This window comes from Streptomyces sp. NPDC052721 (assembly GCF_040678315.1).
GTDB lineage: Bacteria > Actinomycetota > Actinomycetes > Streptomycetales > Streptomycetaceae > Streptomyces.
The window spans coordinates 60,697-73,497 of sequence record NZ_JBFATL010000039.1 but is presented as its reverse complement, the minus strand read 5'-3'; the positions used below and the strand labels follow the sequence as shown (position 1 = coordinate 73,497).

At 73.1% G+C, this 12,801-nt stretch carries 11 protein-coding genes; 3 read left to right on the top strand and 8 right to left on the bottom strand.

The genetic code is table 11. The features are described 5' to 3' along the window. Positions 1–173: 173 nt before the first annotated feature. Entirely contained in the window at positions 174–2,636 is a 2,463-nt protein-coding gene (locus AB0L21_RS30275) for a SpoIIE family protein phosphatase (RefSeq protein ID WP_365787637.1), read from the top strand. Between the two features lie 214 nt (positions 2,637–2,850). Here AB0L21_RS30275 and AB0L21_RS30270 read toward each other — a convergent pair whose 3' ends face one another. The 8 genes from AB0L21_RS30270 to AB0L21_RS30235 form a co-directional block, all read right to left on the bottom strand. After that, positions 2,851–3,270, bottom strand: coding sequence for a hypothetical protein (locus AB0L21_RS30270; protein ID WP_365787636.1), 420 nt, complete (start codon positions 3,268–3,270; stop codon positions 2,851–2,853). Between the two features lie 63 nt (positions 3,271–3,333). Next, positions 3,334–4,230, bottom strand: a complete 897-nt coding sequence (locus tag AB0L21_RS30265) for an RNA polymerase sigma-70 factor (RefSeq protein WP_365787634.1) — start codon at positions 4,228–4,230, stop codon at positions 3,334–3,336. A gap of 89 nt (positions 4,231–4,319) precedes the next feature. Continuing rightward, positions 4,320–5,114, bottom strand: coding sequence for an SDR family oxidoreductase (locus AB0L21_RS30260; protein WP_365787632.1), 795 nt, complete (start codon positions 5,112–5,114; stop codon positions 4,320–4,322). A gap of 42 nt (positions 5,115–5,156) precedes the next feature. Next, a complete protein-coding gene (locus AB0L21_RS30255) occupies positions 5,157–5,981 on the bottom strand; it encodes an aldo/keto reductase (RefSeq protein WP_365708228.1) in 825 nt (274 codons plus the stop codon). Between the two features lie 324 nt (positions 5,982–6,305). Beyond that, on the bottom strand, positions 6,306–7,466 hold the full coding sequence (locus tag AB0L21_RS30250; RefSeq protein ID WP_365787630.1) for an XdhC/CoxI family protein: 1,161 nt from the start codon (positions 7,464–7,466) through the stop codon (positions 6,306–6,308). Beyond that, positions 7,459–9,597 (bottom strand): xanthine dehydrogenase family protein molybdopterin-binding subunit, encoded by a 2,139-nt coding sequence (locus tag AB0L21_RS30245; protein ID WP_365787628.1) that lies wholly within the window; start codon positions 9,595–9,597, stop codon positions 7,459–7,461. The genes AB0L21_RS30250 and AB0L21_RS30245 overlap by 8 nt, the downstream gene beginning before the upstream one ends. Next, entirely contained in the window at positions 9,594–10,586 is a 993-nt protein-coding gene (locus AB0L21_RS30240) for a xanthine dehydrogenase family protein subunit M (RefSeq protein ID WP_365708222.1), read from the bottom strand. Before AB0L21_RS30240 ends, AB0L21_RS30245 begins: the two co-directional genes overlap by 4 nt. Continuing rightward, positions 10,583–11,164: a 2Fe-2S iron-sulfur cluster-binding protein gene (locus AB0L21_RS30235; protein ID WP_365708220.1), complete on the bottom strand. Its 582-nt coding sequence runs from the start codon at positions 11,162–11,164 to the stop codon at positions 10,583–10,585. The genes AB0L21_RS30240 and AB0L21_RS30235 overlap by 4 nt, the downstream gene beginning before the upstream one ends. Before the next feature lie 309 nt (positions 11,165–11,473). Here AB0L21_RS30235 and AB0L21_RS30230 point away from each other — a divergent pair, with 309 nt between their 5' ends. Together AB0L21_RS30230 and AB0L21_RS30225 are read left to right on the top strand one after the other, a co-directional pair. Continuing rightward, positions 11,474–12,052, top strand: a complete 579-nt coding sequence (locus tag AB0L21_RS30230; protein ID WP_365787627.1) for a TetR/AcrR family transcriptional regulator — start codon at positions 11,474–11,476, stop codon at positions 12,050–12,052. Positions 12,053–12,300: 248 nt separating this feature from the next. Further along, positions 12,301–12,786 (top strand): hypothetical protein, encoded by a 486-nt coding sequence (locus AB0L21_RS30225; protein WP_365787664.1) that lies wholly within the window; start codon positions 12,301–12,303, stop codon positions 12,784–12,786. The last annotated feature ends 15 nt before the right edge of the window (positions 12,787–12,801 follow it).

The window sequence follows — 12,801 nt, the reverse complement described above, 5'->3', positions numbered from 1 at the left end:
CCCCGGCCAGGCCCGGTTCCTTCCATGCTCCCTCCCGTCCTCCGCGGGGGCGACACAGCCCCGTGAAGCCCCGGCCACCGTCAGCGAACCACGGCCGGGGGACTCGCCCCCTTCCTTGAATCGTGCGCATCAGCCAGACAAGAAGGACCATAGTCATGTAAAGGACACAACCCATGGATCCTGTGCAAAACGGCTCCTATCCCCCCGCGCCCGCCGGCGCGCGCGACCTCTTCGACGCGTCCAGCGACGCGGCCGTCGTGCTCTCCGGCCGCGGCATCGTGCTCGGCTGGACCCGGGGCGCCGAGGACCTGCTCGGCTACCCGGCGGCGGAGGTCGTCGGCCGGTCCGCCACGCGCCTGGCCGCCATGCCGGAGGACCCCGTGCGCATCGCCGGCATCGCCGAACGGTGCCGGTCCGGCATGGGATGGAACGGCCTCATCCCGGTACGGCACCGCGACGGCCACCGGATCGAGGTCGACCTCCGGGTGTCCGCCGTCTTCCGCATCCACGGCGACGAGTGCTTTCTGCTCTCGGCGCGCGAGCGGCGGCAGCGCTGGACCGTGGGCGAGTCGGTCCTCGACGGGTTCCTGACCCGCTCGCCGGTCGGCATGGCGGTGGTGGACCGGCAGCTGCGCTACGTGTGGCTGAACGACACCCTGGAACGCCTGGGCGGTGTGCCCCGGGAACAGCGGCTGGGGCGCCGGCTGAGCGAGCTGCTGCCCGGGCTGCAGACCGCCACCCTCGAAGGGCTGATGCGGAAGGTCCTGGAGACCGGGGTCCCGGTCACCGACTACGAGTACGTGGGATGGAGCTGGTCCGACCCCCACCGCCAGCACGCCTACTCCACCTCCTTCTTCCCCCTGGTGGACGCGGACGAGTCGGTCACCGGCGTCTGCTACATGGTTCTGGACGTCACCGAGCGGTGGAACGCCCGCCAGTTGCTGTCCCTGGTCAACGAGGCCGGCACCAGCATCGGCAGGACGCTGGACGTGATGCGCACGGCCCAGGAGCTGGCCGACTTCGCGGTGCCCCGCCTCGCGGACTTCGTCGTCGTCGACCTCCTGGAACCCGTCCTCAGCACGGCGGGACACGGGGCGTGGCTGACCGACGCGGGACCGGCGTCGGCGCGGCCGGTGATGCGCCGTGCCGGGATGAGTTCGGTGCGGGAGGGCTGCCCGGAGGCCGTGGCGCGGATCGGGGACCGGGTGGACTTCCTCCCTCCGCCGCGCGACCCCGGCATGCTGATCAGGGGCGAGCCCACGCTCGTCCCGGTGCTCGACCCGACCGACGACCTCTGGATCGCGGAGCAGCCGGACCGGGTCGGCAGCATCAAGGAGTTCGGACTGCACTCCCTCGTCTCCGTGCCGATGCGGGCCCGCAACACCGTCCTCGGCCTCACCACCTTCGTACGCTCGGTCAACCCCGTCTCGTTCCAGCCCGACGACGTCCTGCTGGCCCAGGAACTCGTGGCGCGGGCGGCGCTGTGCGTCGACAACGCCCGCCGCTACACCCGGGAGCACACGGCGGCCGTCACGCTCCAGCGCAGTCTGCTGCCGCACGCCCTGAGCGGCGGCACCGCGCTGGAGGTGGCCTCGCACTATCTGCCCGCGGACCCGACGGGCGGCGTCGGCGGCGACTGGTTCGATGTGATCCCGCTGTCCGGCGCCCGCGTGGGCCTGGTGATCGGCGACGTGGTCGGCCACGGCATCACCGCCGCGGCGGGGATGGGCCGGCTGCGCACCGCCGTACAGACCCTCGCCGACATGGAGATGCCGCCCGACGACCTGCTGGCCCATCTCGACGACCTCGTGCTCCGGCTCAGCGAGGAGGAGACCACCGACGAGGCGGCCGACGACGGCGCGAGCGCGTTCCTCGGGGCGACGTGCCTGTACGCCGTCTACGACCCCGTCACGCGGCGGTGCACGATGGCCCGGGCCGGCCATCCGCCGCCCGTCCTCGTCACACCCGATGGACACGTCGACTTCCCCACACCGCCCGCCGGTCCGCCGCTCGGGCTGGGCGGGATCGGATTCGAGACCGGCGAGATCGAACTGCCCCCGGACAGCCTCTTCGGCCTCTACACCGACGGCCTGATCGAGGCGGCCGACCGCGACATGGAGCTGGGCATGGCCCGGCTCGGCGAGGCCCTGGCCCGGCCCGGCACCGACCTGGACACCCTGTGCCGGACCACCGTCCAGCACCTCGTCTCCGGCCCCCAGTCCGACGACATCGCCCTGCTCCTGGCCCGTACGCACGCGGTACGGCCCGACCACGTCGCCTCGTGGGACGTCTCCCCGGACCCGGCCGCCGTGGCCGACGTCCGAGCGCGCGCCGCGCGTCAGGTGGAGGCATGGGGCTTCGGGGACCTGGCCATGACGACGGAACTCATCGTCAGTGAGCTGGTCACCAACGCCATCCGTTACGCCGCCCCACCGATCCGGCTGCGCCTCCTCCGCGACGCCCGTCTGACCTGCGAGGTCGCCGACGGCAGCAGTACCGCCCCGCGGCTGCGCCACGCCCGCAGCACGGACGAGGGCGGCCGGGGCCTGTTCCTGGTGGCTCAGCTGGCCCATCGCTGGGGAGCCCGGTACACACCCGAGGGGAAGATCATCTGGGCGGAACAGGAAATTCCGTGAGCGGGGCCGGGCCACAGCCCGTGATCCCTACAGGCCCCGATGCGGCACATCGCCCTTCAGGGCCGCTGCTTCGTCCTCAGCGCCGGCCGAACTCGACCTGGCCGACCTCGCTCGCGCCGGGCTTCGACCCCACCGGCCACTACGGCCGTCCCGACGTCTTCACGCTCCACGTCGACGGGTCCGCGCGCGCCGGCGTCGTGACCCGGCAGGGCGGCTACGACACCGCGCCGGAGCGCACCGGACGGCGGGCGGTGAGCGCCTGGCCCAGCGCCAGGGTGCTGAGGCCGAACATGAGGGCGCCCAGGGGGACATGGAGCGACGGGATGTGCGCGATGCCCAGAACGACCTGCACCGAGGCGAGGACGAGGAAGCCGGAGGCGTGCAGGACGGGGCGGGGCGATCCGCCGCCCGGCCGCCAGGCCAGGACCGCGGCGAGCACGTACAGCATCGACGCGCCGTACATCACGCGGGCGCCGGCGCTGTGCAGCGTCTCGCCGTGGGCGGAGGACAGCAGCAGTCCGGCGGTGGCCGCCTGGAAGAAGAGGGCCAGGGTCTGCAGGGCGACCGCGACCTTCAGCAGGGCGTGACTGCGGAGTGCGTGGCTGCGGTGTTCCGCCGTCGTCTGTGCGGCCATCGTGGGTCCCCCTCGTGTGCGTGCTCTGCGGACAGGCGGTGTCTCGGTGGTGGTCCGGCGTGCTCAGCGCAGGGTGAGCGTCGTCTCGGACGCGATGCGGGTCAGCTTCTGCGGGTTGCGGACGTAGTAGAGGCCGGTGATGCGGGCGTCCTCGACGCTGACGGCCATGACGCCGTCGAGCTCGCCGTCCAGGCGTACGACGAGCGCGGGGCCGCCGTTGACCACGGTGGGGTCGCAGGTGATCGTGCCTCTGTTCCCGTGGGAGCCGCCGAAGTAGAAGCGGAACACGTTCTCGGCGCCGACGACCGGCCGCAGCGCGGCCCGCTTGAGGCCACCGCCGTCGCTCACGAGGACGATCTGCGGGGCGAGCACGTCGAGGAGGTCCTGTGGGTCCCCGGTTTCCAGCGCACGCCGGAACGACTCCAGGGCCGCCCGGGTGGCGCCCGGCGACACCACCGTGCGGGGGCGGCCCGCCTCGACGTGCCGGCGGGCGCGGTGGGCGATCTGCTGGACGGCGGCGACGCTCTTGCCGAGGGCCTCGGCGATCTCGGCGTAGCCGACGTCGAACACCTCGCGCAGCACGAACACCGCCCGCTCGGTGGGCGAGAGCCGGTCGAGGACGAGCATCATCGCCATCGACACGCTCTCGGCCAGCTCGGCGTCGTCGGCCACGTCCGGCGCGGTGAGCACCGGCTCGGGCAGCCACTGGCCGACGTACGCCTCCCTGCGGCGCTTCAGCGCGCGCAGCCGGTTGAGCGCCTGCCGGGTCGTGATCCGGACGAGGTAGGCGCGCCGGTCGCTCACCCGCGCCAGGTCGACCTCGATCCAGCGCAGCCAGGTCTCCTGGAGGACGTCCTCCGCGTCGGCGGCCGAGCCGAGCATCTCGTAGGCGACGGTGAACAGCAGGTTCCGGTACTCGACGAACGCCTCGGTCGCCGGATCGGTGGCGTGATCGCCCATGTCTCGCCTCTCTTCTTCACTGGCCTTGCAATCAAGACACCGAAGGAGCGCAGGTTCTGACAGTTTGTGAGGCGGATCACGTACCGACGTCAGGGCAGGATGGAGTCCACGTAGCCGCCGTCGACCCGCAGCGCGCCTCCCGTGGTGGCGGAGGCGTGGGGCGAGCTGAGGTAGACGACCATGTTGGCGATCTCCTCGGGCTCGATGAGCCGCTGGATCAGGGACTGGGGCCGGTACCTGACCATGAACTCGCGCTGCGCCTCGTCCCAGCCCAGCTCGTCTCCGACGAGTTGCCGGACGAACTCCTCGACTCCGCCGGTGTGCGTCGGCCCGGCGATCACGGAGTTGACGGTGACACCGCTGCCGGCGGCCTCCTTGGCGAAACCGCGGCTGACCGCCAGCAGGGACGTCTTCGTCATGCCGTAGTGGATCATCTCCGCCGGGATCACCACGGCGGAGTCGCTGGCGACGTTCACGATGCGGCCCCAGCCCCGGTCCCGCATCCCGGGCAGGCAGGCGCGGATCAACCGGACCGCGGACAGCACGTTGACCTCGAAATAGCGGACCCACTCGGCGTCCTCGATCTCCAGCGGCGGGGTGGCGCCGAAGATCCCGAGATTGTTGACGAGGATGTCGACCCGGGGCACGGCGTCGAGCACGGCCCGGGCGCCGTCCGCGGTCGCCAGATCACCGGCCGCGCCCACGACGTCCGCCGCGCCGGCCTCGGTACGGACCTCCTGCACGGCCTTCTCGACGGTCTCGCGGCGACGGCCGTTGACGACCACCCGCGCGCCGGCGCGGGCGAGGCCGACGGCGATGGCCTGGCCGATGCCCTGGGTGGAGCCGGTGACCAACGCGGTCCGGCCGGTCAGGTCGATGTGCATGGGAAACCTCCTCGAACGGTCACGGGCGGGACGGTACGGCGCTCAGTCGAACGTGTCGGGGTCCGGGCCGGTCCGCAGGCCCCGGTCCAGAGCGGCCAGGCTCCGCAGGTCCTCGTCGGTCAGCTCGAAGCCGAAGACGTCCAGGTTCTGCCGGATGCGCTCGGGCGTCACCGACTTGGGGATCACGATGTTGCCGATCCGCAGGTGCCAGCGCAGTACGACCTGCGCGGGGCTCACGCCGTACTTGGCCGCGATGTCCGCCACCGCCTGGTCACCGAGGACCGCACCCTGCGCGAGCGGGCTCCACGCCTCCGTCGCGATGCCGTGCCGCTCGTGGAAGGCGCGCAGCTCCTCCTGCTGGAGGCCGGGGTGCAGCTCGACCTGGTTGACCGCGGGCGTGACGCCGGTGTTCTGCAGCAGCCGCTCCAGGTGGGGCACCTGGAAGTTGGAGACGCCGATGGCGCGGGTGCGGCCCTCGCCGAGGATCTTCTCGAAGGCCCGCCAGGTGTCCAGGTAGAGGTCGCGGGCCGGGGTGGGCCAGTGGATGAGGTAGAGGTCGACGTAGTCGAGGCCGAGCTTGTCGAGGGAGGCGTCGAAGGCCGCGAGGGTCGCGTCGTAGCCCTGGTCCTCGTTCCACAGCTTGGTGGTGACGAACAGTTCGTCGCGCGCGATGCCGGATTCCGCGATGGCCCGGCCGACGCCACGCTCATTGCCGTAGATCGCGGCCGTGTCGATGCTGCGGTATCCGGCCTGGAGCGCGGTGGCGACCGCCGCGGTGGTCTCGTCGTCGGGGACCTGGAAGACACCGAAGCCGAGCTGTGGCATCTCGATGCCGTTGTTCAGCGTCACGTTCGGGATCGGGATCATGGCAGTGCCGTCCTTCCGGAAGCGCGCCGCCCGCCGAGTGCGAGGGCGTCCCGTCTGGGTACCCCTCGTCGCGTCGTCCGAGGGCGACCGTTGTACTTTCCAGGCGTGCCGATCCATGCGTGCACGCCTTACGGTCGTCGACAATAGTTGCAGACGCGGCATAGATGCAAGCGCAAGCAATCCGTGCAAGCGCAAGCAATCCGGTGGCCGTGCAGGTGCCTTCCGTCCCGGACAGGTCCACGCCGACGCCGCCGCGTCCGGCGTGGACCTGTCCGACGAGCTGCTGACCGCCGTCGACCGGGCACTCGGGTTTCCCGAGGTCTCTCAGGCGACCGCCGCCGCTCCGCCGTCCCCGTTCTCGCTCCCGTCCTCGTTCTCGTGATGGATCGGCGTCTTCCCGCCGGTCAGCGGCGCCCCCGTCCCGCCGCGCCGCGCGGCGACGATCTCCGCCGTGATGGACAGGGCGGTCTCCTGCGGTGTGCGGGCGCCGAGGTCGAGGCCGATCGGTGAGCGGAGCCGGGACAGCTCCCGTTCGGTGACGCCTTCCGCCCGCAGACGCCGGTGGCGGTCCTCGTGGGTGCGGCGCGAGCCCATCGCCCCGACGAACGCGACCGGCATCCGCAGGGCCACCTTCAGCAGCGGCACGTCGAACTTCGCGTCGTGGGTGAGCACGCACAGGACCGTACGGGCGTCCGTCGCGGTGCGCCGCAGGTAGCGGTGCGGCCAGTCGACGACGACCTCGTCGGCGTCCGGGAAGCGGTCAGGTGTGGCGAAGACGGGGCGGGCGTCGCAGACGGTGACGTGGTAGCCGAGGAACTTGCCGGCCCGGGCCAGCGCCGACGCGAAGTCCACCGCACCGAAGACGATCATGCGCGGGGGCGGCACGTTCGACTCGACCAGCAGCGTCAGGCCGCCGGGGCAGTGCGAACCGTCCGTCGAAAGGTCCACCGTGCCGGTGCGGCCCGCCTCCAGCAGGGCGCGGGCCTCGGCCGCCGCCACCCGGTCCAGGTCCGGGTGGCCGCCGAGACCGCCCTCGGACGTGCCGTCGGAGCGGACCAGCAGGGCCCGGCCGAGGAGTTCGGCCGGGCCCCGGGCGACCCGGGCGAGGGCCGCCGGCTCGCCCTGCGCGGCGGCCGACAGCGCCGGCCGCAGGACGGTCCGGACGGGAGTCTCGCCGCCCACCGGCGTGACCAGCACCTCGATCGTCCCGCCGCAGGTCAGTCCCACGGCGAAGGCGTCCTCGTCGCTGTACCCGAACCGCTCGCGCACGCTCCGGCCGGTCCGCAGCGCCTCGCGGCACAGGTCGTAGACCGCGCCCTCCACGCAGCCGCCGGAGACCGAGCCGATGACCGTGCCCGCGCTGTCGACGGCGAGGGCCGCGCCGGGACCGCGCGGCGCGCTGCCGCCGACCGCCACCACGGTGGCGACGGCGAACTCCCGGCCCTCCTCGACCCAGGGGCGCAGCTCCTCGGCCAGGTCAAGCATCCGGCGCTCCCGTCGCGGCCGACAGGACGCGGTCGGGCCGGATGGGCAGGGCGCGGTGGCGTACGCCGGTCGCGTGCCAGACGGCGTTGGCGATGGCCGCCGCGGCGCCGACGATGCCGACCTCCCCGATGCCCTTGATGCCCACCGGGTCGTCCGGGTCCGTGTCGTCGATCCAGTCCGCCTCGACGCGGGGCACGTCGGCGTGGGTGGCCACGTGGTAGCCGGCGAGGTCGGCGCCGACATGGCCGCCCGAGGCGCGGTCCCGGACGGCCTCCTCGTGCAGGGCCATGGAGATGCCCCAGATCATGCCGCCCCGCAGCTGGTTGCGGGCGGTGAGCGGGTTGACGATCCGGCCGGCCGCGAAGATGCCGAGCATGCGCCGCACCCGCACCTCGCCGGTGCCGACGTCCACGGCGACCTCGGCGAACTGCGCGCCGAAGGAGTGGCGTTCGGCGGGCGGCAGGGCCGCGACGGCTTCGGCGGTGTTCGCGCGTACGGTGATGCCCTCCGGCGGGATGCCGGTGCCGAGGGCCAGCCGTTCGCGCAGTTCACCGGCCGCGGCCCGCACGGCCCAGGACCAGGAGCGGGTGCCCATGGAGCCGCCGGCGATCATCGCGGGGCCGAAGGCGCTGTCCCCGATGCGCACCTGGATCCGCTCCGGCGGCACCTGGAGGGCGTCCGCGGCGACCAGGGTGAGCGCGGTACGGGCGCCGGTGCCGATGTCGGCCGCGGAGATCCGCACGGTGAAGGTGCCGTCCGGGTGCGCGGTCGCGGCGGCGGTGGACGGCGCGGCGCCCGCCGGGAACGAGGCCGCCGCCGTGCCGGTGCCGAGCAGCCAGCGGCCGTCCCGGCGCACCCCGGGACGCGGGTCCCGGTCCGCCCAGCCGAACCGGCGGGCGCCCTCCCGGAAGCAGGCGGCCAGATTGCGGCCGGCGAACGGCAGGCCCGACACCGGGCCCTTGTCCGGGTCGTTGCGCAGACGCAGCTCGACCGGGTCGATCCCGCACTTCTCGGCGAGCTCGTCGAGCGCCGCCTCCAGCGCGAACGACCCGGGTGCCTCGCCCGGGGCGCGCATGAACGTCGGGCTCGGGACGTCGAGCCGTACGAGGCGGTTGGCGGTGTGGTGGGCGTCGGCGTCGTACATCACCCGCGCCACCCCGGCGCTCGGCTCGACGAACTCGTACACCGTGGAGGTGGCGCTGACGGCGCGGTGCTCCAGCGCGCGCAGGCGTCCGTCGGGGTCGGCGCCGAGCCGGACGCGCTGGGTGGTGGGGCTGCGGTAACCGGCCAGCGAGAACATCTGACGCCGTGTCAGAACAACGCGCACGGGCCGTTGCAGTACGGTCGCGGCCATCACGGCGGCCACCTGGTGGGCGCGGACGCCCTTGCTGCCGAAGCCGCCGCCGACGTGCTCGGAGCGCACGCGCACGGAGGCCGGGTCGAGCGAGAAGAGGTTCGCGAGGTCGCCGGCGACCCAGGTGACGCCCTGGTTGGAGTCGATCACCTCAAGCCGTCCGCCGTCCCAGTGGGCGGTCGCCGCGTGCGGCTCCATCGGGTTGTGGTGCTCTTCGGGGGTGGTGTACTCGGCGTCCACGACGACGGGCGAGGAGGCGAGGGCGGCGTCGAGGTCGCCCTTCTCCGTGACCGCCGGCATATGGCCGTCCAGCGGGTACGCGTCCGGGCGCTCGCCGGTGAACTCGACGTCGTGCGGCTCCTGTTCGTAGTGCACGACGAGCGACTCCGCGGCCTCCCGCGCCTGCTCGGACGTCTCCGCGACGACCAGCGCCACCGGCCAGCCCCGGTGCGGCACCCGGTCGTGCTGGAAGACCGCGCAGGTAGGGTCGGGGCGCATGCCCAGCAGGCCGGTGTAGTCGGTTTCCAGGCGCAGGGCGTTGCGGTGGTCCAGCACGGCCAGGACGCCCGGCATGGCGAGGACGGGTTCGGTGTCGAGGGCGCGGACGCGGCCACGGGCGACCGTGGACAGCACCAGCCAGCCGTCGGCGAGGCCGGCGAAGGGCACCTCGCCCGCGTAGCGGGCCGCTCCGGTGACCTTGTCCCTGCCCTCGACACGGGTGTGGCCGGTGCCGACGGCAGGAGCCTGCGCGGGTGTTCCGGTGGTGACGGCGGTCATCGTGCGGCCTCCTCGGCGAGTTCGGTCAGGACGGCCACCACGAGGTTGCGGACGAGGTCCACCTTGTACCCGTTGTGCGGCAGCGGCCGTGCCGCCGCCAGCTCGGCGTCCGCCGCGGCGGCGTAGGTCTCGGCGGTGGCCGGTGCGCCGGTCAGGACCCGCTCGGCCGCGACGGCCCGCCACGGACGGGAGGCCACGGCGCCGAGGGCCAGGCGCGCGTCCTGGACGACGCCGTCACGGACGTCGAGCGCGGCGGCGAGGGAGCCGATGGCGAAGGCGTACGAGGCGCGCTCGCGGACCTTGCGGTAGCGGGAGCGGGCGGCGACCGGGGCGGGCGGCAGCGTGACGCCGGTGATCAGCGCGCCCGGCGGCAGGGCGGTCTCCCGGTGCGGGGTGTCCCCGACGGGCAGGTAGAGGTCGGCGAGCGGCACCTGCCCGGGCCCGTCCGCCGTCTCGAACCGGACCACGGCGTCGAAGGCGGTCAGGGCCACGGCCATGTCCGAGGGGTGTACGGCCACGCAGTGGCCGGAAGCGCCCAGGATCGCGTGGTTGTGGTGCTCGCCCTCGATGGCGGGGCAACCGCTGCCGGGAACCCGCTTGTTGCAGGGCTGGGTGACGTCGGTGAAGTAGCCGCAGCGGGTGCGCTGGAGCAGGTTTCCGCCGACCGTGGCCATGTTGCGCAGCTGCCCGGACGCACCGGCCAGCACCGCCTGGGCGAGCGCCGGGTAGCGGCGCCGGACCTCGGGGTGGGCGGCCAGGTCGCCGTTGGTGACGGTGGCGCCGACGCGCAGGCCGCCCTCCGGAGTGGTCTCGATCTCGTCCAGCGGGAGTTCGCGGATGTCGACGAGCCGGGCGGGCCGCTCGACACCGGTCTTCATCAGGTCGACGAGATTGGTGCCGCCACCGAGGAAGCGGGTGTCGGGATCGGCGCCGAGCAGGGCGACGGCCCCGGCGACGTCGTGCGCCCGCTGATAGTCGAACTCCCTCATGCCACAGCCTCCTCGGCGCCCGTCGCGGGGCGCACGCGTTCCTCGTCCGAGCGGGCCCCGGCCGCGCGGGCCACCGCGTCGACGATCGAGACGTACGCGGCGCAACGGCACAGGTTTCCGCTCATCCGCTCGCGGATCTCCTCGGCGGTCAGGGGTGGTGGCCCCGCTTCGGGGCGGACGTCCTCGGTGACGGCGCTCGGCCAGCCCGCCGCGTGTTCCTCGATCATCCCGATCGCCGAGCAGATCTGGCCCGGTGTGCAGTAGCCGCACTGGAAGCCGTCCAGGTCGAGGAAGGCCTGCTGCACGGGATGGAGCCGGTCGCCGTCGGCCACGCCCTCGATGGTGGTGATCTCCCGGCCCTCGGCCGCCACGGCCAGCTGCAGGCAGGCGACGGACCGGCGGCCGTCCAGCAGGACCGTACAGGCCCCGCACTGCCCCTGGTCGCAGCCCTTCTTCGTACCGGTGAGATCGAGGCGCTCACGCAGGGCGTCGAGCAGGGTGGTGCGGTGGTCGACGGGCAGTGTGTACTTCTCGCCGTTGATCTTCAAGGTGATGACACTGGACGTCGATGAGGCCATGGGCTGCTTCTTTCGCGTTTCCGGGACAGACGGGGGGACCGGCGGCCGGGGTGGGCGGCGCGGGGGGTGCGTCGTGCGGTGTGTGCCGCGTGGGGCGAGGCGAAGGGAGGCGAAGGGGGGCGAAGACGCAGGGTGCTGGGTGCGGTGCGGGGTGTGGGGGGCCGGGACCGATGGGGGCGACTGGCGCTGCCGTAGGGCCGCCTCAGCCGCTATGGTGAACGTAAGCGGATAGCTGTCCGCTCCAGGAAACGTAACGGACACTTGTCCGCTTAGCAAGGGCGAGGTTCGGCTACGCCTGGAGGAGGACGAGTGCCGCAGCAGAAGGACTCACCCCGGCGCTCGGACGCACAGCGCAACCGCGAGCGCATCCTGGAGGTGGCACTCACCGAGCTGTCGCACTGCGCCGACACCCCGCTGAGCGTGATCGCCAAGAAGGCCGGTGTCGGGCAGGGCACCTTCTACCGCAACTTCCCCAACCGCGAATCACTCGTCCTGGAGATCTACCGCCACGAGATGCGGCAGGTCGCGGACAGCGCGGAACACCTGCTCGCCGGCCGGCCACCCGACGAGGCCCTGCGCGCCTGGATGGACCGGCTCGCCGAGTTCGCCATGACCAAGGCCGGACTGGCCGACGCGATACGGCAGGTCACCGGCGCGCCGGGCGGCCCCGCCAAGCCGTCCCCCACACCGGTGGCCCACGCGGCGGAACTCCTGCTCCGCGCCAACGAGGAAGCCGGCACCATCCGTCCCGGAGTCACCGCGGACGACTTCTTCCTCGCCATAGCGGGCCTGTGGCAACTCGACCCCCACGACGACTGGCACCCCCGCGCCGCCCGCCTCCTCGACCTGGTCATGGACGGGTTGCGCAGCGGGGCGCGCGGCGAATGAGGCACGCGCGCGGTCACCGCAGGAAACGCCCGCTGAACGAGCGCCGCCGCATTGCGGGCGGGGTGCCGCGCGTGCGAGCCCCGCGGCCCCAGGAGCGAGGCGTCTCCCGGCGGGCGGCCGGCGCGGGGACACCTCGCGTGTACGCCACCGCGCCGCCGACGGCGCGCGCCCGGGAGGGGCGCCTTGCTGCCGGCGGCCCGCCGCCCAGGACGTCGTTCCACGGACATGCCGGTGCTCTGCTGGCTCTGGTGATTCTCGCCCTGTCCGGCTGCTCTTCCCACTGGGGCTGCACCGACACGACCGCGGAGCGCGGTGAGGCCGGTGTCAGGGTGCGGGTCGAGGACACGTCCGGGCGGCCTCTCGGCGTCACCGCCGAGGTCGTCGACTGGCGCCTTGAGCCCCACCCGCAGGTGCCCGACGAAGGTGATCAGGTCCACTTCCACTACCGCTTCGACGGCGCCGACGAGGGATCCGGCCCCGCGGTGGACGCCTGCGCGGTCGATGAGGAGCGCGTGGCGTTGGGGTGCCGGACGGTCTACTCGGCCGAGGCGTTCGGCCCGGACGGTGACCACACGGGCGACGACTGGCTCGCCGTCGAGCACCCTGAGCAGGTTGCCGGAGTCCTGTTGATCCCCAACGACCAGTCCTACGACAGACGCACCTGCGAGCAGGACGTCAAGGACGGTGGCGGACCGCATCCTCCGGAACCGGCCGGCGTGGGGGACCGACTGTAAGCCGCGGTGCCACCC

Bases quoted from the DNA above. Each gene is read 5' to 3' on its own strand.
- AB0L21_RS30275 (WP_365787637.1), top strand. From the start codon at position 174: ATGGATCCTGTGCAAAACGGCTCCTATCCCCCCGCGCCCGCCGGCGCG.
- AB0L21_RS30270 (WP_365787636.1), bottom strand. From the start codon at position 3,270: ATGGCCGCACAGACGACGGCGGAACACCGCAGCCACGCACTCCGCAGT.
- AB0L21_RS30265 (WP_365787634.1), bottom strand. From the start codon at position 4,230: ATGGGCGATCACGCCACCGATCCGGCGACCGAGGCGTTCGTCGAGTAC.
- AB0L21_RS30260 (WP_365787632.1), bottom strand. From the start codon at position 5,114: ATGCACATCGACCTGACCGGCCGGACCGCGTTGGTCACCGGCTCCACC.
- AB0L21_RS30255 (WP_365708228.1), bottom strand. From the start codon at position 5,981: ATGATCCCGATCCCGAACGTGACGCTGAACAACGGCATCGAGATGCCA.
- AB0L21_RS30250 (WP_365787630.1), bottom strand. From the start codon at position 7,466: ATGCTTGACCTGGCCGAGGAGCTGCGCCCCTGGGTCGAGGAGGGCCGG.
- AB0L21_RS30245 (WP_365787628.1), bottom strand. From the start codon at position 9,597: ATGACCGCCGTCACCACCGGAACACCCGCGCAGGCTCCTGCCGTCGGC.
- AB0L21_RS30240 (WP_365708222.1), bottom strand. From the start codon at position 10,586: ATGAGGGAGTTCGACTATCAGCGGGCGCACGACGTCGCCGGGGCCGTC.
- AB0L21_RS30235 (WP_365708220.1), bottom strand. From the start codon at position 11,164: ATGGCCTCATCGACGTCCAGTGTCATCACCTTGAAGATCAACGGCGAG.